20 protein-coding genes are annotated in these 24118 nt (G+C 65.8%); 9 read left to right on the top strand and 11 right to left on the bottom strand.

Going from position 1 to position 24118, the window contains the following annotated elements; translation table 11 throughout:
- The first annotated feature begins 2 nt into the window (after window positions 1–2).
- Complete coding sequence (locus A0257_05825; GenBank protein AMR26673.1) at window positions 3–1007, top strand: hypothetical protein; 1005 nt, start codon at window positions 3–5, stop codon at window positions 1005–1007.
- Between the two features lie 351 nt (window positions 1008–1358).
- Here the strand turns inward: A0257_05825 and A0257_05820 are convergent, their stop codons facing one another.
- Window positions 1359–1928 carry a hypothetical protein gene (locus A0257_05820; GenBank protein AMR26672.1) on the bottom strand — a complete coding sequence of 190 codons (570 nt, stop codon included), beginning with the start codon at window positions 1926–1928 and terminating at the stop codon, window positions 1359–1361.
- Between the two features lie 184 nt (window positions 1929–2112).
- Here A0257_05820 and A0257_05815 point away from each other — a divergent pair, with 184 nt between their 5' ends.
- Both A0257_05815 and A0257_05810 read left to right on the top strand, forming a co-directional pair.
- Window positions 2113–2568 carry a transcriptional regulator gene (locus A0257_05815; GenBank protein AMR26671.1) on the top strand — a complete coding sequence of 152 codons (456 nt, stop codon included), beginning with the start codon at window positions 2113–2115 and terminating at the stop codon, window positions 2566–2568.
- 85 nt (window positions 2569–2653) lie between these two features.
- Window positions 2654–3292, top strand: a complete 639-nt coding sequence (locus A0257_05810) for a lipid-binding protein (protein ID AMR26670.1) — start codon at window positions 2654–2656, stop codon at window positions 3290–3292.
- Between the two features lie 278 nt (window positions 3293–3570).
- Here the strand turns inward: A0257_05810 and A0257_05805 are convergent, their stop codons facing one another.
- Window positions 3571–4965: a dihydrolipoyl dehydrogenase gene (locus tag A0257_05805; GenBank protein AMR26669.1), complete on the bottom strand. Its 1395-nt coding sequence runs from the start codon at window positions 4963–4965 to the stop codon at window positions 3571–3573.
- Window positions 4966–5176: 211 nt separating this feature from the next.
- Here A0257_05805 and A0257_05800 point away from each other — a divergent pair, with 211 nt between their 5' ends.
- Entirely contained in the window at window positions 5177–6031 is an 855-nt protein-coding gene (locus A0257_05800) for a hypothetical protein (protein AMR26668.1), read from the top strand.
- 212 nt (window positions 6032–6243) lie between these two features.
- On the opposite strand, the gene A0257_05795 is transcribed toward A0257_05800, so the two are convergent.
- From A0257_05795 to A0257_05785, 3 genes are all read right to left on the bottom strand, one after another.
- Window positions 6244–6777, bottom strand: coding sequence for a metal-dependent hydrolase (locus A0257_05795; protein ID AMR26667.1), 534 nt, complete (start codon window positions 6775–6777; stop codon window positions 6244–6246).
- Window positions 6774–7322 (bottom strand): metal-dependent hydrolase, encoded by a 549-nt coding sequence (locus tag A0257_05790; GenBank protein ID AMR26666.1) that lies wholly within the window; start codon window positions 7320–7322, stop codon window positions 6774–6776. The genes A0257_05795 and A0257_05790 overlap by 4 nt, the downstream gene beginning before the upstream one ends.
- A 265-nt stretch (window positions 7323–7587) precedes the next feature.
- Entirely contained in the window at window positions 7588–9258 is a 1671-nt protein-coding gene (locus A0257_05785; protein ID AMR26665.1) for a hypothetical protein, read from the bottom strand.
- 64 nt (window positions 9259–9322) lie between these two features.
- On the opposite strand from A0257_05785, the gene A0257_05780 reads away from it, so the two are divergent.
- On the top strand, window positions 9323–9583 hold the full coding sequence (locus tag A0257_05780) for a hypothetical protein (GenBank protein AMR26664.1): 261 nt from the start codon (window positions 9323–9325) through the stop codon (window positions 9581–9583).
- A gap of 13 nt (window positions 9584–9596) precedes the next feature.
- Here the strand turns inward: A0257_05780 and A0257_05775 are convergent, their stop codons facing one another.
- The gene (locus tag A0257_05775) at window positions 9597–10211 is read right to left on the bottom strand and encodes a hypothetical protein (protein AMR26663.1); all 615 of its coding nucleotides are present in this window, start codon (window positions 10209–10211) and stop codon (window positions 9597–9599) included.
- A 102-nt stretch (window positions 10212–10313) separates the two neighbouring features.
- Complete coding sequence (locus A0257_05770) at window positions 10314–10631, bottom strand: hypothetical protein (GenBank protein AMR26662.1); 318 nt, start codon at window positions 10629–10631, stop codon at window positions 10314–10316.
- Between the two features lie 241 nt (window positions 10632–10872).
- Between A0257_05770 and A0257_05765 the strand changes: the two genes are divergently transcribed.
- From A0257_05765 to A0257_05755, 3 genes are all read left to right on the top strand, one after another.
- Window positions 10873–11769 carry a hypothetical protein gene (locus A0257_05765; protein ID AMR26661.1) on the top strand — a complete coding sequence of 299 codons (897 nt, stop codon included), beginning with the start codon at window positions 10873–10875 and terminating at the stop codon, window positions 11767–11769.
- Complete coding sequence (locus A0257_05760; protein AMR26660.1) at window positions 11759–14458, top strand: hypothetical protein; 2700 nt, start codon at window positions 11759–11761, stop codon at window positions 14456–14458. The genes A0257_05765 and A0257_05760 overlap by 11 nt, the downstream gene beginning before the upstream one ends.
- 165 nt (window positions 14459–14623) lie before the next feature.
- Window positions 14624–15694, top strand: coding sequence for a hypothetical protein (locus A0257_05755; protein AMR26659.1), 1071 nt, complete (start codon window positions 14624–14626; stop codon window positions 15692–15694).
- Between the two features lie 148 nt (window positions 15695–15842).
- On the opposite strand, the gene A0257_05750 is transcribed toward A0257_05755, so the two are convergent.
- From A0257_05750 to A0257_05740, 3 genes are all read right to left on the bottom strand, one after another.
- The gene (locus A0257_05750) at window positions 15843–16976 is read right to left on the bottom strand and encodes a hypothetical protein (GenBank protein AMR26658.1); all 1134 of its coding nucleotides are present in this window, start codon (window positions 16974–16976) and stop codon (window positions 15843–15845) included.
- Window positions 16977–17139: 163 nt separating this feature from the next.
- Window positions 17140–18288 carry a hypothetical protein gene (locus tag A0257_05745; protein ID AMR26657.1) on the bottom strand — a complete coding sequence of 383 codons (1149 nt, stop codon included), beginning with the start codon at window positions 18286–18288 and terminating at the stop codon, window positions 17140–17142.
- 208 nt (window positions 18289–18496) lie between these two features.
- Entirely contained in the window at window positions 18497–20053 is a 1557-nt protein-coding gene (locus A0257_05740) for a hypothetical protein (GenBank protein ID AMR26656.1), read from the bottom strand.
- Window positions 20054–20500: 447 nt separating this feature from the next.
- Here A0257_05740 and A0257_05735 point away from each other — a divergent pair, with 447 nt between their 5' ends.
- Window positions 20501–22804 (top strand): hypothetical protein, encoded by a 2304-nt coding sequence (locus tag A0257_05735; GenBank protein AMR26655.1) that lies wholly within the window; start codon window positions 20501–20503, stop codon window positions 22802–22804.
- A 171-nt stretch (window positions 22805–22975) separates the two neighbouring features.
- On the opposite strand, the gene A0257_05730 is transcribed toward A0257_05735, so the two are convergent.
- Entirely contained in the window at window positions 22976–24118 is a 1143-nt protein-coding gene (locus A0257_05730) for an acyltransferase (GenBank protein ID AMR26654.1), read from the bottom strand.

Genomic DNA, 24118 nt, shown 5'->3' with positions numbered 1-24118 from the left:
CCATGACTGCCTGGACCCTCACCACCCACGAGCTGCCGCTGCGCTACCTCTGGAAAATCTCGCGCAACGCTTCCGCCACCAAAACCAACCTCGTGCTGCACGCCAGCCAGGCGGGGGCCAGCGGCCGGGGCGAGGCCGCGCCCAACGTGCGCTACGGCGAAACGCCCGCGCTGCTCCAGGCCCAGTTCGACGACCTGCTGGCCCACGGCCTGCCCCACGCCGACACCCTCGAAGACCTCACGGCGCTGCTGGCCGCCCGGCCCGTGGCTCACGCCCTGCGCTTTGGCCTGGAGTCGGCCCTCACGCACTGCCTGGCGGCCCGCGCGGGGCAGCCGGTGTGGCAGTGGCTGGGCGTGCCGCCGCCCGCCCCGCGCGTGGCCACGGCCTTCACCCTGCCCATTATGGAGCCGGGCGAGGTAGCGGATTTTATTCAGGCGCAGCGCGCCGAGCGGTTTAGCTTATTGAAGGTCAAGGTCGACCAGGAGGGCGGCCTGGAGCTGCTGCGCGCCGTGGCGGCGGCCCTGCCCGGCCGCGCGCTGCTCGTGGATGGCAACGAGGCCTGGCCCGATGCCGACAGTGTGCTCCGTTTCCTGGAGGCCGCCGCCACCGTGCCCGGCCTGCGCATGCAACTGCTGGAGCAGCCCCTGCCCGCCGCCCGCGCCGCCGACTACCGCTACCTGCGCCCCCGCAGCAGCGTGCCGCTGCTGGCCGATGAGTCGGTGACCGATGAGGCTGATTTTGAGGAGATTGCCCGGCAGTTTCACGGCGTGAATATGAAGCTGATGAAGGCTGGCGGCTACCAGCGCGGCATCGAGCTGCTGCGCCAAACGCGCGCCCACGGCCTGCTGCCCATGCTGGGCTGCATGGTCGAAACGTCGCTCGGCATCTGGTCGGCGCTGCAAGTGAGCGCTCTGGCCGACGTGCACGACCTCGATGGCGTGCTCATCGTGCGCGACGAGCCCTTCGGCCTGATACGCGAGGAAGACGGCTTTCTTTCGGGTTCTTAGTCCCTGCTTTGAACGACAACTAGGAACTAAGTGGTCAGTTAAAAGTAATGGAGTAAAAAGAACGTCATTCCGAGCTTGCCGAGGAATCTCGCTCGCCTTATTCAGGCCTCGTTCCACGATGCACGCGAGATTCCTCGGCAAGCTCGGAATGACGTTCTTTTGGTACCTGTTTACCTCTGCACGAGTACTTAGAGCAGTTCCCAAGTCGGTGTACGGGGTGGGCTGCCGGCTTTTCGCCGGCTGTCCGCTTGTCGTTCGCGCCGCTCGTTCTTTTAAAGAGCGGACAGCCGGCGAAAAGCCGGCAGCCCGCACCAGCCAAGCTGTACGCCGACTTGGGAACCGCTCTAAGAGCTACTTAACGGTTTTGAGCTGTGCATCCAATTCCTGGAGCTGCTTATCGACGGCTTCGGTGTTGGGCGGGTTGGGGTGCGTTTGTTGCAGCAGCGTCACCTTGCGATTGAGCAGCTCAATCTCGTGCATCAGCAACTGCTCGCGCTCGTTGGGCGCGTTGCCCAGAATGGTCGTCGGGGCCGTGCCCACCTGCACGTATTTATTGAACTTGGTAGTGGGGTCCACCGAGTTATCGCCGCGGGCGGCGGCGGCGCTGGCTGGCGTGGCAAACACGATGCCGCCCTCGGCATTGATGTAGTCGTTCTCGTGCAGGCTCGTGATTTTGCCGCCCGGAAACTCCACGATGCCGCTCTTAACGTTGATTTTCGTGCCGTTGGGCAGGCGAATATTCTTCGCGAGCGGGGTAACCTGCGTGCCGAGGCGCTGCACTACCTCGCCGTTGCGAAACACGAACTGCGCGTTGCGGTTGGGGCGAATGGGCTCACCGCCCGATTGGGCCGCGCCCGTGTGCGGGGTCAGCAAAAAGCCAGTTCCGAGCAGAGCTACGGCAATAAAGTGAAACGTACGCATAAGGTGTTTTGAAGGGAAGGAGGGGGGTAGGGAAGGTAAGAAACGTAATTCAACAACAAGTCTAAGAACTAAGAAACGTATGCCGTTTTGGACGGTCTGAAAAATAAATAGTAAAAAAAGTGGAACGATGTAGTGGATAATTGATGTAGGTACACTAAATTTGCAATCGTAATTCCCATCCGCCGTGCGTCTCGAAGAAGAAATTAAGCAGCCTGCCTTCCAAAATGAGGGCCAGAAAGCTCACATCAACCTTGCATTTACGGCGGGGTGGCTCTCGGGCCGCCAAACTGCGGCGTTTCGGCCGTATGGCCTCACGCTGCCGCAATTTAACATACTGCGCATTTTGCGCGGGCAGCATCCCAAGCCCGCCACCGTGGCGCTGCTCATTGAGCGGATGCTGGACAAGACCAGCAACGCCTCGCGCATCGTGGATAAGCTCGAAGAAAAGAAGCTCGTAACGCGCAACGTGTGCCCCGCCAACCGCCGCGCCGTGGACATCTGCATCACCGAAAGCGGCCTGCGCCTGTTGCGCCAGATTGACGACGAGGGCACGGCCGACCCCACCCGCAACGGCTTCAACCAGCTCAGCGAAGCCGAATTGCGGCAATTAAATCTGCTCCTCGATAAAATCCGGTCCTAACAACCGGTTCCTGCCCCGCCAAACTGGCGTGGGATTTTCCTACCCCCCTTTCCTATCCGCATACCCTTTTTTCTTTTCGGTACTGATGAAAAAGTTTCTGTTTCCTGCCCTGCTTGGCGCTGCTCTGTTCGCTGCTCCCGCCACCTTCGCCCACAAAGCTCCCACCAAGGTGGCCGCCAAAGGCATCGTAACTTATAAGCTTCAGCCGCAGCTCAGCACCCTGGGCTGGGAAGGCAAAGCCGTGACGCACGGCCACACCGGCACCATGCAGTTTGCCAGCGGCGACCTGCAAGTGAATGGTAACCAGGTAGTAGGCGGCACGGTCATCGTGGACATGAAGACCCTGAAGGCCACCGACATCACCGACGCCGCCAACCATGCCAAGTTCGTGGGCCACATGAGCAGCGACGACTTCTTCAGCTCGGAGAAGTACCCCACTTCGACCTTCAAAATCACCAGCGTGAAGCCTATCGCCGGCGCCAAAGGCGACGTGGATAACGCCACCATCACCGGCGAGATGACTATTAAGGGCGTGACGCAGCAAATCAGCTTCCCGGCCAAAGTGGGCGTGAAGGACGGGATAGCCGCCGCCACCGGCAAAGTGACCATCGACCGCACCAAGTTCGGCCTCAAGTACGGCTCGAAAACTTTCTTCGACAGCATCGGCGACAAAGCCATCTACGACGAGTTTACGCTGGCTTTCAACGTGGTTGCTAAGCAGTAATTATTGGCTGATTTACTGGCGATTAGCTTTTCGTTTAACAAAAAAGGTCCCGCGATAAGCGGGACCTTTTTTGTTAGGTATTGTTATAAGAAATTGAAAAGAAATATATTCTTTGTGGAGTAAGGCGCAAAAAAGAACGTCATTCCGAGCTTGCCGAGGAATCTCGCCCGCATCGTTCGGGTGTCGTTCCACGAGGCGAGCGAGATTCCTCGGCAAGCTCGGAATGACGTTCTTTTTTACAATTGCTCTCCTGATGAATGCAGCAAATAACAGTTTGTTTACAAATGAATCACCTCGTCGTAAGCGGCGGCGGCGGCCTCCATAATGGCCTCGCTCATGGTGGGGTGGGGGTGCACCGACTTGATAATTTCGTGGCCGGTGGTTTCGAGCTTGCGGGCTACTACCACTTCGGCAATCATCTCGGTCACGTTGGCCCCAATCATGTGGGCGCCGAGCCACTCGCCGTATTTCTTGTCGAAGATGACTTTTACGAAGCCGTCTTTCACGCCGGCCGCGGCGGCTTTGCCGGAGGCCGAGAACGGGAATTTACCCACCCGAATGTCGTAGCCCTTGGCCCTGGCCTCGGCCTCGGTGTAGCCGACGCTGGCGATTTCGGGCTGGGCGTAGGTGCAGCCGGGGATGTTCTGGTAGTTGAGCGGCTCGGGGTTGTGGCCCGTGATTTTCTCCACGCAAATAATGCCCTCGGCCGAGGCGACGTGGGCCAGCGCGGGGCCGGGAATAATATCGCCGATGGCGAAGATGCCGGGCACGTTGGTCTGGTAAAAATTATCTACTAAAATGCGACCTTTTTCGGTCTTGATGCCCAGCTCTTCAAGGCCCAGGTTTTCGAGGTTGGTTTGCACGCCCACGGCGCTCAGCACCACGTCGCAGGCAATTTGCTGCTCGCCCTTGGCCGTTTTGACGAACACGTTGCAGCCCGCGCCGCTGGTATCGACTTTGGTTACTTCGGCGTTGGTGAGGATGTTGATGCCCAGTTTCTTGTAGGATTTCTCCATCTGGCGCGACACCTCCTCGTCCTCCACCGGCACGATGCGCGGCAGGTACTCCACGACGGTCACTTCGGTGCCCATCGCGCGGTAGAAATAGGCAAACTCGACGCCGATGGCCCCGGAGCCCACGATAACCATCCTCTTGGGCAGGCTGTCGGGGGTCATGGCCTTGCGGTAGCCGATGATTTTCTTGTCGTCGATGGGCAGGTTGGGCAGCTGGCGCGCGCGCGCGCCGGTGGCCAGGATGATGCTCTTGGCCTCCACGGTTTCGGTGGTGCCGTCGGCCTTCGTGACCTCCACTTTGCCGGGGGCCAGCAGCTTGCCGGTGCCCATCACGGTTTCAATCTTATTCTTCTTGAACAGGAAGTTGATGCCCTTGCTCATGCCATCGGCCACGCCCCGGCTGCGTTTGATAACGGCCTCGAAGTCGAAGCCCGCCTCTTTCACCGTGAGGCCATAGTCCTGGGCGTGCTGGAGATACTCATATACCTGGGCGGTTTTGAGCAGCGCTTTGGTGGGGATGCAGCCCCAGTTGAGGCAAATGCCGCCGAGGCTTTCGCGCTCCACCACGCCCACTTTCAGCCCGAGCTGCGCGGCGCGAATGGCGGCTACGTACCCACCGGGGCCGGAGCCAATTACTACCAGGTCAAATTGCAATGCCATGAGGTTAACTTGTACGGAGGATTAAACTAAGGAAAAAACCACCGGGCGGGCCGGGGTCGGCAAAGATAACCCCGCTGCCGGGCTGGCGGTTCGGCGGGGGGTAGGGGGCCGGAAATGGCGCGTGGGGTGTTACCCAACGCCGGGTTTTTCGTAGAGAGCCCGGCGGGCACTGTTTTTGCCAGCCGAGTTAGCTCCTATTTATCTCCGTCCGATGAAACTGGTTTCTACCCTTTCCTACCCTGCCGCTTTTGCCCTGCTGCTGCTGGCCAGCAGCTGCGCCACCACCACCGAAACCGACCGGCCCAGCGCCGGCTCGTCGGCCAACGTGCAGCGCAGCGCCCCCACCACGGCGTCCGTCGCCACTCCCGACCCGGCGGCCCTGCCCGCCCCCGATGGCACGGCCGCCCCTACCCCCCCCGCTTCGGTCGAAGCCCTGGACGCGCCCTCGGCCGAAGCGGCCATCGCCACGGCCGACCCCACGGCGCTTTCGGCCGCCGCCGCCACCGCCGAGCGCGCCGCCGCCCGCAAAATGAGCGCCGCCGATTATCGATACCAGCTGGCCCGCGCCAACCTGGTACTCAAGACCAAGCCCAAAGACGCCCGCGCCCACCTGGAGCGCGCCAAGGCGTATTCTAATCTCAAAAACTACAAAGACGCCAAGCTCGACTACGTGGCCGCCCTGCGCACCATGCGCGGCAACCCCGACGTGTACTATAATAAGGGCGTGAACGAGCTGATGCTGCGCGAGTACAAAGCGGCGTCCAACGACTTCAGCGGGGCCGTAAAATTCCGGCCCGATGACAAGGAAGCTTTCTTCGGCCGGGGCGTGGCCAAGATGCAGATGTACCAATACAAAGCGGCCGTGTCGGACTTCACCCGCGCCCTGGCCATCGACTCGCTCTACGCCGACGCGCTGGAATATCGCGGCATCAGCTATTCCAGCTTCGACCACGTGAAAGAGGCCCGCCAAGACCTGACCAAAGCCGCCAAGCTAAACCCCGAAGCCGAAAAAAGCCTGCGCCGCTACGGCAAAAGCAACAGCATGGTGCGGGGAGGGAGGAAGTAATGATTAATGACGAGTGACTAATAAGTGAGTTGGCAGAATCGGGTAGCGCCAACTCACTCATTAGTCACTGCTGTTACGCAAGGGGGAGTAGCGCGAACGTTGTAGTTCGCGTCCCCGCGCCGTTAAAACCATTCTAACGGCGCGGGGACGCGAACTACAACGTTCGCGCTACTCCCCCTTGCCATCTCGAATAGGGTAGTGCGGAACAGCAGTTAGTCATTAATCATTAACAAATGCGCCAGGTGGTGCTGGCCGTGCCAGGCATACTGCACCAGCGCCTGGTCGAGGGTGGAGGTAGTGTCGTAGCGCGGGTGATAAAAAGTGCGCTGCCACTGGTCGGGGGTGAGTTGCTGGAGCAGGCTTACCCAGCGCGCGTGCAGGCTTTCCAGCAAGCTCAGCGATACTTCGATGGGCGTGCTGGCCACGTCGGGCAGCTCGGCCCAGGCCGCTTCGTCAAACGGCCGCACGGTTGGGTTATCCTCCGTGAGGGCCAGCCGGAAGCGGGAATACAGGTTGAGGTGCGTATCGGCCAGGTGATGAATCACCTGGCGGCCCGTCCAGCCACCGGGGCGGTAGGGCTGCTCCAGGCGCGGCCCGGCGGCCTGGGCGGCGGCGGCTAGCCGGGCCGGCAGCTCGGCCAATTGTTGGAGGTAGGGTGCCCGCCCGGCGGGCGAGAGGGGGGTAGGGGGCAGCACGGGCCGCCCAATCGGAAAGCGCAGCGGGTCGTCGGGAGGGATAGTGGTCATGCGCCAGCAGCCGCCTGCGCGGCCAATAAGTTGAGGTGCGCCAAATGGTGGCGGCCGTGCCAGGCGTAGAGCACCAGCGTTTGTTCCAGCGTGGACGTTTTCTGGTTGCCGGGGTGGTAAAACGTGCGCTGCCACTGCGCCTCATCGAGGTGGTGCAGCAGGGTTAGCCAGCGGCTGTGCAGGCTCCCCAGTAGGCTGAGCGACACGGTAATGGGCGTGGCGGCCACGTCGGGCAGCTTGGCCCAGGCCGCCTCGTCGTAGGGGCAGATGGTGGGGTTGTCTTCCGTCAATGCCAGGCGAAAGCGCACGTAGGCGTTGATATGCGAGTCGGCGACGTGGTGAATCACCTGGCGGCCGGTCCAGCCGCCGGGGCGGTAGGGGAGTTGCAGGCGCTCGCCGCCGACTTGCCGGGCGGCGGCCGTGAGCTGGGCCGGCAGCTCGGCCAGTTGCTGCAAGTAGGCCGCGCGCTCGGCGGGCGTGAGGGGGGTAGTGGGCAGCGCGGGCCGGCCAATGGGGTAGCGCAGGTGGTCGTCGGGTTCGGGCATAGGGGTAGGGTAAGCTTTAGCTTGCCGTTGAGAAGAAGTCAATTGAAATGGCAAGATGAGAAGAAGTTGATTGGAACGGCAAGCTAAAGCTTACCGCACATTTTAGAGCGGTTCCCAAGTCGGCGTACCGCTTGGCTGGTGCGGGCTGCCGGGGTTGAATCAGCTGTCCGCTCTTCGGAAGAACGAGCGGCGCGAACGACAAGCGGACAGCCGACTCAACCCCGGCAGCCCGCCCCGTACACCAACTTGGGAATTGTTCTAACGCCTACGCCAGCTTCAGCCAGATGCCCAGCAGCACGCTCGCCGCGCCCAGCGCCAGCAGCAGGCCGTAGAGCGGGCCGGCAAAGCGCAGCCACTGGTCATAGCGCACGCCGGTGGCGGCCAGCATGGCCATGAGCGCGCCGTTGGTGGGCGTGAGCAGGTCGGTGAGGCCCGCGCCGTATTGGTAGGCCAGCACCGTTACCTGCCGGGGCAGGCCGATGAGGTCGGAGAGCGGCACCAGCAGCGGCATGGTGAGCACGGCCTGGCCGCTCACGCTGGGCACGGGCAGGTGCAGGGCCACTTGCGCGCCCATCATGCCCAGGGCGGCCGCCGCCACCGGCAGGTGCGCCAGCGGCGCGGCCAGGCCCCGCACGATGGTGTCCACGATGTGCCCCTGCTCCAGCACCACGAAAATGGCCCGTGCGAACCCCACCAGAATGGCCGAAAACGCGATGTCGCGGAAGCCCATCACGAAGCCTTCGGCCGTGCCCGTGAAACCCAGCCCGCCCACCAGCCCGGCCCCTACCCCCAGGATAAAGAACAAAGCCGACATCTGGTCAAAATCCCAGCCCAGGCGCACCACCCCGTAGGCAAACACGCTGAACGCCACCAGCAACAGCAGCAGCACCAGGCCGTGCCGCCCCGCGTCAGCGTTCCCAAGGGTCGGGTCGGCGGGGGTAAGGGTCGGGTCAGCGGGAGTAAGAGTCGGGTCAGCGGGGGTAAGGGTCGTGTCGGCGCGGGTAAGGGTCGTGTCGGCGCGGGTAAGGGTCGGGTCGGCGGGGGTAAGGGTCGTGTCGGCGGAGGTAAGGGTCGTGTCGGCGGGGATAAGGGTCGTGTCGGCGCGGGCAAGGGTCGGGTCGGCGGGGGCAAGGGTCGGGTCAGCGGGAGTAAGGGTCGGGTCGGCGGGGGTAAGCCTTGTGTCAACGTTCCCAAGCCTTGCGTCAGCGTTCCCAAGCTCCGCGTCAGCAATCCCAAGGCCCATGTCGGCGGTCGCAAGGCCCGTGTCAGGGGCCACGCGGTAGCGCACGGCGTGGCGCAGGGTGCCCGCCAGCCAGATGCCCAGCGCTACCACCAGAAATACCAGCCGGTAGCCCGCCGCCGACAGCAGCGGCAGTTGCGCCAACTGCTGCGCGATGCCCACCTGAAACGGGTTTATCGGGCTGAAGGCCGCGCCCACCAGCGCCATACCCAGGCTGGCCGCCACCGCCGTGAGGGCCGGGTAGCCGAGCCGCCGCATCAGCACCAGCAGCACCGGCACGAGCGCAATAATCTCCTCGCCCATGTTTTCGAGCGCGCCCATTGTGGCAAACAGCAGGCCCACCACCGGAATCACGGCCACCTCGCGGCCGTGGGCGTGGCGCAGCAGCCAGTCCACGCCGAAGCGCAGCGCGCCCGTTTGGTCCACCACCGTGAAGGCCCCGCCGGCCAGAAAAATCATGAACACCACCGCGCCCGCCGCCGCCAGGCCCTTGGGCACGGCCACGGCCACTTCGAGCGGCCCCACGGGGGTAGGCGGCACCCGGTGATACGAGTTGGGCACCACCACCTCGCGCCCGGTAGCGGCGTTGAGGCGGCGGTCAAACTGCCCGGCCGGCAGCACGTAGCTCAGGCCCGCGGCCAGGATGATAAACAGGGTCAGCAGCACCAGCGGGTGCGGAAAGCGAAGCGACTTCATGCCCGCAAAGGTGCGTCCGCGCCGCCGCAGATAAGCCCGGCCGCTGTATCTTCGAATAAGCACTATGACGTTTTCCGCCTTCAAAAACCTGCACCAGCGCCTGCAGGCCGAGCACCTCGCCCGGCACGGCCAGCCCCTGGCCGAGCGCCACGAAGACGGCTGCGAGCTGCGCCTGTTCGCCGTCGGCAGCTTCTACGCCGAAGTGTGGCGCAGCCGCGGCGAGGAGGCCATTCTCTTCATCCACGTCTTTGAAAAAGCCAGCGGGCTAAGCGATTACCTACCCCTGATTTCAATTCGGGACTACCAGGGAGGAGTGGAGGGGTAGCGTCTCCACGACCTCATTCCTCCAGCCGGTCCACATCCGTAAGCTGGCCCTTGCGCCGCATAATTTGCAGGTCGAGAAAGGTGAGCGTAAAGGAATTCTTGCCGTAGCGGGCCGGGGCGTTGAGCGAATTGATGGGGGTAGCGTCTTCGGTTTCATACTCGTTGGGCAGTAGTTCCACCACGTTGCCGCCCACCTGCTTCACTTTCAGCAGCGAATACAGGTGGCTGCTATCCGAGCGCACGGTGTAGATGTCGCCGGCGCGGGGGCTAGCCAGCAGGGCCTCATCGGTGCGCCTGTCGCGGATGCCGTGCAGGTAGCCCCACAAGCTCAGCGCCGCGATAAGCAGCAGCCCCGCCCAGTTCCAGTATGGGGCGTAGCTCTGCTTTTTGACGGCCCGCACGGCCGGGGTCAGGGCTGGGGTTAATTCCTTTTCGGTCCAGGCAGTCTGGCAATTCAGGCACTGCGTCACGGCTATCTTCTGGTAGGGAAAAAGCGGAATCCAGTACACGTGGGCATACCGGCTGATAAGGCTCACCTGGAGCAAATTAGGAGCCCGGCAGGCGGGGCAGGAAGTAGCGGGCAGCGCGTGGGTAGCGTAGTGCTTGCCGTTGGTGCCGTAAAAAATCATAAAGCGGGCGGAGGGGACTGGGGCTCAGGGTCGAAGCGCGCCAGCAGGAGCGGGAGAATAATCAGTTCGCCAAACATAGCACCCCGAACATCAGCAAATAGCCTACCCCAGAAAAAAGCCGAAGTCGCGCTGCGACAGCTCATTGAGCCGGGCATAAACCACGCCCACGCCGCCCAGCCGGCGCTGGTTGGCGGCCGTGAGCAGCGTTTGAGCCGAATCGCGCACGACAATCACTACTACCTCGTCGTTGCTGAAGCGCTGCTGGTAGGCGCGGTAGCTGCGCAAGGCCGGGTCGCCCTCCAAAAACCAGATGCTGAGGTTATTGTCCACGGCGGCGCGCATGCCGGGCCAGCGCAGCGCCATCGCCAGGGCCAGCGCGGCCAGCAGGGGGTAGCGCAAGCGGTGCAGCAAGGTTATCATCAGAGAGAGTTCACGGCGGGAAAATGTCGGCAGAATACCAGCCCGGCCCGCCGCAGCGGCTGCGAAATAAGGGCCGCCCGCGCCAGATGCAAGCCCGGTGGAGCGAGGCCCTAAAGTTGGTTTTGGTCTAGGTTAAGTAATTGGCATAAAGTTTATTGAAATAAAGCCCGCATCAAAGCCAAAGTCCCGCACGGGCAAAACTTTAGCTGGAAAGCCCGGTGAGCCGCCGTTACTTCGGCCCATGAAAATTCAGGATTTGGGCGCTTACCTGCGCGAGCGGTTTCCGCCCGTCAACATGGCGCTGTTCGGGGTGGTATTTCTGACGGTGCGGGCCGTGGCGGCGGCGGCTGGCCCGCCGCCGCCGGGCGGCTGGCCGCTGGCCGGGCTGGGCGCGGTGGCTACGGTGTCATTTTTCTTCCGCCTGCGGGTTTTCGACGAAGAAAAAGACTTCGCCCAGGACCTGCTTACCCACCCCGGCCGGGTGCTGCAAACCGGCCGCGTGACCCTCCCCCAGCTGCGCCGCTTGGCCTGGGCCGGCGCGGCCCTGGAGCTGAGTTGGTCGCTGCTGAGCGGCCAAACTGCACTATTGGCGTGGCTCGCGGCGCTGCTGTATAGCCTGCTGATGCGCGCCGAGTTTGGCGTGGGCCGCTGGCTGCGCGGGCATTTAGTGCTCTACGCGCTGTCGCACATGCTCATCATGCCCCTGATTATTACCTGGCTTTACTGCGCGGGTAGCGCCGCGCCCGTCTTTGGCCGGGCCTTCGGGGCGCTGCTTTTGCTGAGTTTGCTGGGTGGCTTTAGCTTTGAGCTGGCGCGCAAGCTGCACGCCCCGGCCGCCGAGCGGGCAGGCGTCGATTCGTATTCGCGGGCGCTGGGCTACGGCCGGGCGCTGGCCCTCACGGGGAGCGTGCTGCTGGCCAGCGGGGCGGCGCAGGCCCTGCTGCTGCGGCTGCTGCACGCCCGCCCGGCCACCTACGCCGCGCTGGCCCTGCTGCTGGCCGCCGGCCTGGCCCTCTACGCCACGGCCGCCCGCCACCCCCGCGAGCCCCGCCTGCGCCAAGCCGAAAAAGTAGTCTCCCTGGTCATGCTCACCTCTTACCTGGCCGTGCTGGCCGAACTCTACAGCCGTGGAAACTAACTATTTATTTATCCCAGACGGCCTGGCCGTGCCCGCCGCCGCCGCCCGCCACTACGGCGGCAAAGCCGCCGGCCTGCTGCGCCTGCGGGCGCTCCGCCTGCCGGTGCCCGAGTTCGTGGTATTGCCCGCCGCCCTATTCGCGCCGGTCCTGGCCGGCTGCCCCACTACCCCCACCGGCCTGGCCGAGCGTCGCGCTCACCTCGCGGCCTTCGAACTGCCGGCCGATGCGCTGATGGTGTTGCGGCCGGTGCTGGCGGCCTGGGGCTTTCCGGGCCAGCCGGTGGCCGTGCGCTCATCGGTGGCCGATGAGGACGGCGCGGCGGCCGCCTTTCCGGGCCTCATGGATACCGTGCTGAGCGTCAGCACCTGGCCCGAGCTGCACGCCGCCGTGGCGCGGGTGGCGGCCAGCGCCTATTCGGAGCGGGCGTTGGCCTACCGCCGCCGGCTGGGCCTGCCGCTGGCGGCGCGGCCCGCCGTGGTAGTGCAGCACCAGGTGGCGGCGCGGGCAGCGGGCGTGCTGTTCAGCACTTTCCCCGAGTACCCGCAAGAAATGGCCATCCACGCCGTATCCGGGCTGGGGGAGGGGCTGGTGAACGGCCAGCGCGTGCCGCAGGAGTATTATTTGAATAAAGCCAGCGGGGCGGTGGTCCACTCGGTTTTGCCCGCAGAAGAGCCGGGGCATGAAAGCTCAGCGCTAGCCGATGATGACGCTTTAATAGGGTTGAATGGCGAAGGGGATTTATCGTCACGCAGTGCCGGGGTTGAGGCTGTTACCTTGGTCGCTTACCCCCCTGCCGCCGCGCCTGGAGTCCCTACCCCCCTGCTCAGCCCCGATGCCCTGGCCGAGCTGCACCGCCTCAGCCAGCAGCTCGAAGCCGCGCTGGGCCAGCCGCAGGACGTGGAGTTTGCCCAGGATGCCGCGGGCCGCCTCTGGCTGGTGCAGGCCCGGCCGCTGACCCAGGTGGTGCCCGAAGTGGTGGTGTACGACAATGCCAATATTCAGGAGAGCTACTGCGGGGTCACCACGCCCCTCACCTTCAGCTTCGCGCAACGCGCCTACGCCACCGTGTACCGCCAAACGATGCGGACGCTGGGCCTGCCCGCCGCCACCATCGCCGCCCACGAAACCGTGATTACCAACCTGCTGGCGTTGCAGCAAGGCCGCATTTATTATAACCTGAATAACTGGTACCGGGGCCTGCAATTGCTGCCCAACTTCCGCCAGAGCAAGGCCGATATGGAGCGCATGATGGGCGTGCTGGAGCCCGTTGAGTTCGTGCGCGACCAGCGCAAAACCCCGCGCCAGCGGCTGGCGCTGCTGCCCCGGCTGGCCGCCAACCTGGGCCGGCTGCTGTGGGCGTTTAGGCAATTGCCGCGCCGGGCGACAGCCTTCGAGCAGCACGTGGAGCAGGAGTATCGGCACTTTTATCAGCAGCCGCTGGCGGCCCTACCCCCCGCCGCGCTGCTGGCCGCCATAGAACGCCTCGACGACGCGCTGCTCAACCGCTGGACTACCCCCATTATCAACGACTTCCGGGTGATGATGGCCAACGGCGCGGCCGTGCGCCGCCTGCGCCAAGCCGGCCTGCCCGACCCCGAGGAGTGGCTGAGCCGCTACCTCAGCGGCGGCGCGCCGGCCGCCGCCGAAGCTCCGCTAGCCAGCCTGCGCCCCGCCCTGGCCCTGCGCGCGCTGGCCGACTGGGCGCGCCGCGACCACCCGGCCCTGCTACCCCACCTGCGCGCCCCTACCCCCCGCCTGCCCGCCGACGTGGCCCGCCTCGCCCCCGCCCTGCACCAGCAAGTGCAGGACTATATCGCCCACTACGGTGACCGCACCATCGGCGAATTAAAGCTCGAAACCGAAACCATGCGCACCGATGACTTACTGGTGTACAAGTACTTGCAAAATTACCTGGCCGCCCCCGACGAAGGCGCGCCGGCCCCGCTGCCGCCCCCGGCCGGGTCGCTGGCCGCCGCCGCCGCCACCGAGCTAACCACCCGGCTGGCCGGGCACGGCCGCCGCGCCGCCCGCCGCACCTGGGCGGCCCTGGCCACGCTGCGGCAGGCCGTGGCCCGGCGCGAGGAGCTGCGGCTGGCCCGCACCCGGCTCTTCGGCATGTACCGGGCGGCCTACCGCGCCCTGGGCCAGCGCCTGGCCGAAGCCGGCATCCTGGCCGCGCCCTTGGACGTATTTTTTCTCACCGAAACTGAAGTGCGGGCGGCCCTGGCCGGCGGCCCCGCGTGGGCTCCGCTGGTAGCCGCCCGGCAGGTCGAGTTTGCCGCCGCCCGCGCCGCGCCGGCCCCGGCGGGCCGGCTGCTGCACCCGGCCCGCCCGGCCGCGCCCGAAATCGCGCTGCCCGCCGAGGGCCGCCTGCACGGCACTGGCTGCTACCCCGGCGAAGTGCGCGGCGAGGTCGTCGTCATCACCGACCCCGCGCTGGCCGATGTGGGGGCCGTGCGCGGCCGTATTGTGGCCGCCCTGCGCACCGACCCCGGCTGGGCGGCGCTGTTTCCGGGGTGCCGGGCGGTGCTCATCGAGCGCGGCTCGGCGCTCTCGCACTCGGTTATTCTGCTGCGCGAACTGGGCATTCCGACCATTATCAATATTCCCGGCCTCACGCAGCAGCTCCAAACCGGGCAAGTGGTGGCGGTTGATGGCCGCACTGGTGAGGTGGTGGTGGAGGGGTAGGGATTTGGTGCTTAGTGCTTGGGCGTGGCTGTCACTGCGAACCCGTCTGTCATTGCGAGCGCAGCGCGGCAATCGCACCAGAACGATGGACGAACGATTGGCGTGGGTGTCGTTCGGGTGCGATTGCTTCGCTTTGCTCGCAATGACAATTTATCTGCTGTACTTATGCTAAACCGCTGGCAATACACTGACCAACTCCCTAACGGCTTTTTCGAGCTGCCCCGGCAGCTCTACGCGGGCCAGCCCTACTATCCCGAAGCGGAGCATGAGGCCGAGCAGCTATGCCAACAAATGGCCGCCACGCACGACATCGTGGTCTATTCCGACGACTTCCGCACGGTGCGGCTAATGGGTATTTTCCCCAAAGAAGCGGCGGACGGCACGGCTTATTTTGGCTTTTGGGAAACGAAGGATGATTTAGCAGTCAACAAGTTGGCTTTTGAAATGCTGCGGCAGGAGGCGGCGGCGCGCGGCTTTAGCCGGGTGCGGGGGCCGCTGCATTTCAGCACGTATTTCCGCTATCGGCTGCGGCTGGGCGCGGTGCCCGCGTGGGGGCAGTTCGACCGCGAGCCGGTGAACCCGCCCTACTACCCCCAACTGCTGGCCGAGGTCGGCTTGCGGCCCGCGCTCACCTTCGAGAGCCGCCGCCTGCGGGCCGCTATCGTGCCCGCCGTGTACCGGCAGCAGGCCGCCGCCCTGCGCCAGTTGGCCAACTCACCCTTCGAGTTCATTTCGCTGAATGCCAGTGTGTGGCAGGTGCTGCAAGGTGAGATTTTCGGGCTCATCCAGCAGGTTTTTGGTCAAAACCCGGCCTACCGCGCCGTGAGCCGAGCGCAGTTCGATTTGCTGTATAACGCGGAGTACGCGGCCGGGCTGTGTCCGCGCTCGTCGGTGCTGTTTCGGCACCGGGCCAGCGGGCGGCTGGCGGCCCTCAGCCTGTGCCAGCCCAATTACCAGCCCTTAAATCTGCCCTTTACCACGGCCCCGAACTTTGCGCGGCACTACCCGCAGCTGCCCGCGCCGCGCACTTTGCTGGCCAAAACCGTGGGCGTACATCCCGATTTTCGGGGCCAGGGCTTGCAGGCGCAGCTGGCCGCCTACGCCATGCGCAGCTTCCTGGCGCACTACGACGACGTTATTTTCTGCCTCATGCGAAGCGATAATTTTTCCCTGCGCTTCACCGATGGCTTGCCCGCCGAAACGGCGCACTACGCGCTGTTTGAGCAGGCTGTTTAGTGATATTATTTCACGCAAAATAGTCCGTCATTGCGAGCTTGCGAAGCAATCGCACCCGAACGACACCCGCGCCGCTCGTTCGGCCATTGTTCCGGGGCGATTGCCGCGCTGCGCTCGCAATGACAAACGATTTTGCGTAAGTCCCAATTCACAAAGTCAACCCATCAAAATAACTAGCAATAACCCCCGGCAGAAAGGGGTAGGGGCTGAGCGAATGCGCCATGCCGTAGAGCCCGAGCCGGTGCAGGCCAAACTCCAGGGCCGCCAGCCGGTAGCCTTCGGCGAAGGCGGCGCGGTCGGCAAACTGGCCGGTCAGCGCGTCTAATTCCTGGCGATAAAACTCCATATAGGCAGCGCGCTGCTCGTAGCGGGCGGGCCGCAGCACGAAGCTCAGCAGCTCCACCACATCATACTGGGGCAGGTGCCAGGTGGCCAGCTCCCAGTCGTAGGCCACGAAGCGCAACGCGCCGTCGGGCCGCCGCTCGAAGCAGGTGTTGCGTGGGTTCAGGTCGTTGTGAATGAGCGTTTTGGGGAGTCGCTGCACGGTGGCCCAGTTGGCGGCGGCCGTGCCGAGCAGCCCGCGCAGCTGCCGCACCCGCGCCGGGGGGTAGAGCGCCGGCAGCCGCGCGGCGGCGTTCGCCAGCAGGGCTTCCCAGAGGGGCAGCAGCTCGGGCCACGGCGCGGCGGCGGGTGGCGCGGCGGCGGCGGCCACCAGGTGGCGGGCGTGCCAGGCGGCCAGCTGGCGCAGGGCGGCGCGCAGGTGGGCATCGGTCCACAGGTCGGGGGTAGGGGCCGAGTTCAGCAACTCGTGCTGGCTGAGGTCTTCGAGTAGCAGCAGGTAGCTTTCGGCGAGCTCGTCGGCGTGGGTGGCCCACACGGTGGGCAGCAGCGGCGCGGGGGCCGCGCCGGGGGCGGGCGGCGCGTACACGGCCAGCTCGCGCCAGTGCGTATCGGCAAAGCCGGTGCGCAGCTCGAAGGCCGGATACACCTCGGCCAGCGCGCCGTCGCAGGCCTGGGCCAGGCCCGTGAGCATCTGGCAGATGGCGCGGCCCGGCGGCTTGGCCTTGAGCACCAGCCGCTCGGTGCGCCAGCCGGTGCCGGCCGTGCGCAGTTCCGCATCGAGCCCAAACAGGCCCACTGGCCGGGCCGTGCGCCCCGCCGTGAGGTTGGCCAGAATGCTGGCCGAGCTGTCGAGCGCGCGCGGGCGCACGGCCCGCACCTCGGCGGCCTGGGCGGGGGCGTGTTGGCGCAGCAGCTTTTGGGTAAAGGCGGGCGTGAGCATGGGGTAGGGAGTTAAGAGTTAAGAATTTAGAGTTAAGAATTTACCTAAAGACGTTTGTCATTGCGAGCGCAGTGCGGCAATCGCTCCAGAACGATGGCTGAACGACCGGCGCGGGTGTCGTTCGAGTGCGATTGCTTCGCTGCGCTCGCAATGACGGACGATTCTAACGCCAAGCCAACTCGCCACGACACTCCATTTTGCTCACTTCGCCAACCGGCGCGGGATATTCCAGCACCCGCACGCCGCCGAAATAGAAGCAGGCATCGCGCGCGCTGAGGTGGGCCGAGGCAGCGGCCAGCAGCGGCACGGCGGCCGTGCGCAGGGGAGCCTGGGCTTGCAGCAGGTTCCAGAACACGGCGCGCAGGGGCCGGGCCGGCGCGGGCCGGGCCGCCAGGGCCGCGCTCACCCGCGCAAACTCGGCGGGGCTCACGTATTCAAAAATATTAGATAAGCTCGCCTTGCTCACGCGCTGCCCCGCCGCCGACAGCAGAAACTCCGTGGCCTCGCCCGTGCGCAGCCGCAGCCGGGGCAGGTGGGCGCGCAGGGTGGCGTGGTGGGCCGCCTGGTAGCAGGGGGGTAGGAGGTGTTCGGGCAGGCCCTCGGGGCCGAAGAAAAAGAAGCGCAGGAAGAAATTGTCGCGGGCCAGCTGCCGGCCCAGGTGCTGCCGCAGCCGCTCGTAAAAAGTAGCCCCGCCCGCGTCGGTGGCATAGCGAAACAGGCGCGGGTCGCGCCCCCGGCTCAAATTAGTCGCGTCGAAATAAGCAACAAATGCCCGCCGAAACGCCGGCTGGTCCAGCTCGCCCGCGAAATAAGCCTGCTGCTGACGGATTGATTCACAAGCCAGTAGTCCGTTCAGGCGATGCTGCCACTCGGCTGGCAGGCTGGGCACGAAGCCCGTGACGTAGCCTTCGAGCTGCCCGGCCAGCAGCAGGCCGCGCGGGTGCTGGCGCAGGCATTCGGCCAGCGTTGCGCCCTCGGCGGGGGGTAGGGTGGCGCGCAGGGCCACCCCGGCGGCGGCCACGGCGGCCGGCCCATCGAGGCCCAGCAGGCCGCGCAGCACGGCCGGCGGGTGGTGGGCAATGACGTGCAGCTTGAGGCGCAGCAGGTGGTTTTGCACTGGGTTCAGGTCGATGGCCGTGACGCGCGCCGGGCCGGCCAGCAGGGCGTTGAGGACATTGCAGCCCGCCGAGGTGATGATGAGTGCGTGGTCGTCGGGCTGCAAGTCGAGGGCCTCGTACAGCGTTGCGGCGCTTTCCCACACCAGGCCGTAGCGCAGGCGGTCGAGCGGAATCTGGGCAAATTCGGAGTGCATAGCGGGGGTAGGAGGGTGGGAGGGGGTAGGAGGCTTTTGTCCTTGCGAGCGCAGCGCGGCAATCGCCCCAGAACGACACCTGCGCCGCTCGTTCCGCTAGCTCGTTCGTCCATCATTCGGGGGCGATTGCTGCGCTCGCAAGGACAGACTGCGCAAATAGCTAAGGAAGGATTGCGGCGCTGCGCTATTAATGACAACTAATTAAAAATCAACCCAACAAGTCGTAGCGAATTTTAGAAAGATGCCGGCCATCGACCGGCAGCCGGGGGCGGTAGCGCACCGGCCCCAGCAGGCCCTCGCCAAAGGCCTCGGCCACGGCGTCGCGCAGCGCAGCGGCCGGCCGGCTACCCACCACGAACAGCTCAAACTGCCCGCCGTGGGCCAGCGGGCGGGCCGCCACCTGGGCCACGCCGGGTAGCTGGCGCAGGTAGTGCTCCAGCTGGTAGTGGCCCACGCCGCGCACCAGGCCGGCCGCCCCGCGCCGGCCCACCAGCCACAATTGCCCCGCCGCGTCGAAGTAGCCGTAGTCGCCGGTGGCCAGGTATTCGGGCGCGCCGGTGGGCCGGGCCACGTGGGGGCCAGCCACCAGAATTTCGCCCGCCACCGGCGTGGGGAGTGGGCCGCCCGGCAGCGGGGGGGTAGGGGCGGGCAGCCACACCGGCGCGGGCTGCCGCAGCCGCACGCGCAGCCCCGCCACGGGCGGCCCCACGCAGTAGCCCCGGCGCGGGTCGAGCACAGTATCAACCACATTTCGCACCGCGATGGGCTCGGCCTCGGAGGCTCCGTAGATGACGTGCAGCGTGGCCCTGGGGAACCACGGCCGCAGGGCCGCCAGCAGCTGCTCGGGCACCGGCGAGCCGCCCACGCCCAGCGCCCGCACCGCCGGGAAAGTAGCCGGTTGCCGGTGCAATTCAGTCAGCAAGGCATTGAAATAAAAGACGTTGCCGGTGAGGGTTTGCACTTGCTCGGCTGCCAGCTGGGCCAGCACGCGGCCGGGGGCCAGCCGCGCCAGGCCGCGTGCCAGGTCGGGCACCACGCTGAGCGCACCCACCGCCAGGTTGTGCAGAATGACGTTGGGAAAGAGCGGAAAATCGCGCTGCCCCGCCCACGGCGGAAACTGCCGCCGCAGCGCCTCGTGCTGCTGCTGCAACACCGCGTGGCTGCGCCGCACCGCCGTGGGCCGCCCCGAAGCCGACCCCGAGCTGTGCGACACCAGTGCCGCCTGGCCCGGCGGCACCGGCCGCAGCAGGGGGGGTAGGGGCGGGCCAACTAGTTCGCCCGCAGCGGGCGCGGCGGCCACGCAGCGGCAGCCCAGCAGGCGGCCCGGCCCGGCCAGCCAGCACCGGGCGCCGGGCGTAGTGGCCACGTGCCCAATGCGCTCGGCGCGCAGCAGCGCCAGCAGCTGGCGGGCAGTGGCGCCGGCGGGGGGCAGCACCGGCACCGCGCCCAGACCCAGCACTGCCAGCAGGGCCGCCACCAGCTCGGGGCTGCCGGGCTGGGCCAGCAGCACGGGCGCGCCGGGGGGTAGGGGGCCGGCGCGTTCCAGGGCCTGCTGCCAGGCGCGCACCCGGCCCAGCAGCTCGGCCCCGCTCAGGGTGGTGGCTGAGGCACCGGGGCGCGGGTCGGGCCAGCGCAGCACGGTGCGCGCCGGGTCGGCCAGCAGGCTCGAAAACAGGCGCTCGGCGAAATTGGGATGCATGGCGAGGGGCGGAAAACCCGGCCGCGACGGTCGCGGCGGGGAGGTGGCCCAAAGGTGCGTTTTCAACTCACCAAGAAGCTAATCGATAGTTGCCCGCGTCAGACTTTACGGCGCGCTGTTTTGCCCGCCCTGGGGCGGCTGGGCTAGCTGGAGGAGGTAGGACAGAATTGATAGTTAAGTAGTTGTAAATAAGAAATTTGCCTGAAAAAATTACCCGTTTTCAGCCCGCCCCAAATGCTGCCGTAAGCCACAAAAAGACACCGGGGAGTCAGACTTTGGAAATCATTTAAGCGGGCCGCGAAAGCTGCTTGAATAGCGGCCGGCGCGCTTTCGGACTACTTGACTGGAACGATGGGCGGGCTGCCGGCTTTTTGGCCGGCTGTCCGCTCGTCGTTCGCGCCGTTTGTTCTGACGACAAGCGGACAGCCGGCTAGAAAGCCAATAGCCCGCTTGTTCGGCTGGCGCGATTGCCTACGGTTCAGCGGCGGGTTTGGCGGTTTCGGCAGCTTTTAGTTGAAGGACCCCGGCCGGGGCGGGCACCTTTGGGCCATCGCTTTTGCTATCCCCGGCCCCATGAAAAACTCGCTCCTCGCCGCCCTGCTCAGTTTCGGCCCCGCCGCCGGGGCGTTGGCCCAGGTCCCTACCCCCCCGGTTGCGGCCCAAGCCCCAGTGCCGGCCGCCACGCGCCTCAGCGGCACCGTGCTCGACGCGGCGGGCCGCCCGCTGCCGGGTGCCAACGTGTTTCTGAAAACGACCTTCGACGGCGCGACGACCGACTCGCTGGGACAATTCGATTTTAGCACGACGGCCACGGGCACGCTACCGCTCGTGGCTACGCTCATTGGCTACGAAATGCAGGAAACGCCGCTGGCCCTGCCGGGCGGATTGCTGGCCCTACCCCCCCGCCGGCTGCGCGCGAGCCGGGCTTCGCTGGGCGCGGTCGTGATTACGGGCGGGGCCTTCGAGGCCAGCGACGAGCGGCGGGCGGCGGTGTTCAAGCCGCTCGATATTCTGACCACGGCCGGGGCCAACGCTGACATCGCCGCCGCCCTCAACACCCTGCCCGGCACCACGCGGGTGGGCGAGGAGGGTAAGCTGTTCGTGCGCGGCGGGGCGGCTTCCGAAACCCGCATCTACCTCGACGGCCTGCCCGTGCAAAGCCCCTACGGCGGGGCCGTGAGCGGCGTGCCGGCGCGGGGCCGGTTTTCGCCGACCCTCTTTAAGGGCACGCTTTTCAGCACCGGCGGCTACTCGGCCGAATACGGGCAGGCGTTGAGCGCGGTGGTGGGCCTGAACTCGGTGGACCTGGCCCCCGAAACCCAGACCGGCATTTCGCTGCTGAGCGTGGGCGGCAGCCTGAGCCGCACGCAGCGCTGGGCGCGCACCTCCGTGTCGGCCAACGTGGACTACACCAACCTGGCCCCGTATTTCGGCCTCACCGCGCCTGACCAGCGTTGGGAAGAAGCTCCGCGCAGCCTGGGCGGAGCCGTGCGCCTGGCCCACCGCACCGGCCAGTATGGCATGTTGAAAATATACGCCACCTACGCCGCCCAGCAGGTAGCCACCCGCCAGCCCGACCCCGAGGCCGCCTACGCCGCCACCGGCCGCCTCACCGGCCTGCGCAACGACAACGCCTACCTCAACGCCACCTACCGCACCGCCCTGCGCGCCGGCTGGAGCCTGAACACCGGCCTGGCCCTGGCCCGCGAGCACAACGACGTGCGCCCCGAGCCGCAGACTATTGACGAGCGCGAGCAAACCGCCACCGCCCGCCTGGTGCTCACCAACGACTCGGCCAGCACCTGGTTTAATCTCAAGCTGGGGGCCGAAACCACCGCCCAGCGCTACGACCTGCGCTACCAGGCCACGCCCGATGCGCCCGTTTACACGCCCGGCTTTCTTGAAAAGCGCACCGCCGTTTTTGGCGAAAGCGACCTGAGCCTGGCCCCGCGCCTCACGGGGAGGGTAGGGCTGCGGGGCGAGTACTCGGCGCTGCTCGGCCGGGCCAGCCTGGCCCCGCGCCTGGCCCTGGCCTGGCAGCTGGGGGCCAGCGGCCAGCTCTCGGCCATCGGCGGGCTATTTTACCAAAACCCTACCAACGACCTGCTGCGCGTGCAGCCCCGGCTGGGCTTCGAGCAGGCCGCCCACTACATCCTCAGCTACCAGCGCACCACGGCCGCCCGCACCCTGCACGCCGAGCTCTATTATAAGGACTACCAAAAGCTGGTGCGCTTCGACGGCTATAACCCGCTCAACGCCAGCGCCTACGCCAACAGCGGCCGCGGCTACGCGCGGGGCCTGGACGTGTTTTGGCGCGACCGCTACCAGACCTTCAAAAAGGTAGATTATTGGGTGAGCTACGGCCTGCTCGACACCCGCCGGCAGTTTCGCGGCGACCTTGCGCCGGCCGTGCCCACCTTTGCCGCCAGCCACAGCCTGAGCCTGGTGGGCAAGTATTGGTTTGAGAAACAGCACCTTCAGCTCAGTGGCACGCTCAGCTACGGCAGCCCGCGCGCCTACTACGACCCCAACCAGCCCGGCTACAACCAGGGCCGCACGCCCGGCTTTCAGCAGCTCGACCTTAGCCTGAGCTACCTCACGCACCTGGCCGGGCAGTTCACCATCATGCACCTGGCCGTGACCAACGTGCTGGGCCGCGACAACCTCTACGGCTACCGGTACGCCGCCGCGCTCGACGCCAGCGGCCAGTACGCCGCCGTGCCGGTGCGCTCGCTGACGCCGCAAATGGTGGTGGCCGCGTTGCTTATTTCGATTAATAAAAAGACGCCCGGCGACACGTCAGTAGCCCCGGACTAAGGGCGTTGTCTAGGAAATAGATAGAACGTCATTCCGAGCTTGCCGAGGAATCTCGCTCGCATCATTGAACAAGGCCCGAACGAGGCCCGAAAGATGCGGGCGAGATTCCTCGGCAAGCTCGGAATGACACTTAGGTGACTTTTCTTGCTTCCTAAGCAGCTTTAATAGTCTTCAACTCGTGGCGGGCAGCCGCTTTTTCAACCACCTCCGCACGGGCTCGTCATAGAATTTCAAACTAACATAGGCGAGCGCGACGGCGGCCCCGAACGTGAGCACGGCCACCGGCCAGCCCTGCTGGCCGGATAGTTTGTGGGCGCTCACCCAGCCCGTGTAAATATAGATGAGCGGGTAATGGGTAATGTAGAGGGGGTAGGAAATGTCGCCGAAAAACTTGCTCAGCCGGGCGGCCCCGGCGCTGGCAATGTGCCCGCTGGCCCCGATCCACACCAGCAGCGGAAAGACAAAAATGATGCTGAGCGAATCGTATAAGCCATTGGCCCACAAATGAGTGGACCCGCCCACGCGTGGCCAGGCCAGCACCAGCACCAGCAGCAGGCTGCACCAGCTGAAGGCGTTTTTGACGCGGCCCAGGCCCGCCACGCGCGACAGCAGCAGCCCCGCGAAAAACGGGTACAGCATCCGCGTGAACCCGATGCGCAGCTGGAGGCTGGTGAGCGACCAGCCGCCCACCACGTCGCCGTCGGGGCTGGTCACGGCCAGCTGCACGAGGGCCGCGCCCGCCAGCGCCACCAGCCCCGCCAGCGCGGCGTTGGAAAGCTTGCGCACGCCGAGCGCGTACAGCAGGTTGGCGATATATTCGAAAAACAGCGACCAGCCCGGCCCGTTGAGCGGGTGCATTTCTTGCCAGCCCCGAATGTCGAGCGAAACCGGCACCGGTAGCAGCGTAAACCCGATGAGCATGACCAGCAGCATTTTCCAGACCGGCACCTGCGCGATGCCCGGCCACAGCGGCCCCGCCTGAAAGTAGAAGCACAGGGCCCCGACGACCATGCCCAGCACCACCATCGGCTGGAGCCGGATGAGCCGGGCCCGCACGAACCCCTTGAGCGTGAGGCGGCTCCAGCGGTCATCATAGGCGTAGCCAATGACGAAGCCCGAGAGCAGAAAGAAGAAATCGACCGCCAGGTAGCCGTGGTTAATAACCTGGTCGAGGTAGCTCGTGGCGTGCGCCTCGCCCAGGTGAAACGCCACCACCACCAGCGCGGCCACGCCCCGCAGGCCGTCCAGAATGGCGTAGTGCGGCTTGGGGCTGAGGGTAGGGGGGTAGGGATTGGAAAGTAGCTGAGCCTGCAT

It is taken from the genome of Hymenobacter psoromatis (genome assembly GCA_001596155.1).
Classification (GTDB): Bacteria; Bacteroidota; Bacteroidia; order Cytophagales; family Hymenobacteraceae; genus Hymenobacter.
Note: the sequence above shows the minus strand (reverse complement) of the source record. Positions and strands in the feature narration are given on the sequence as shown.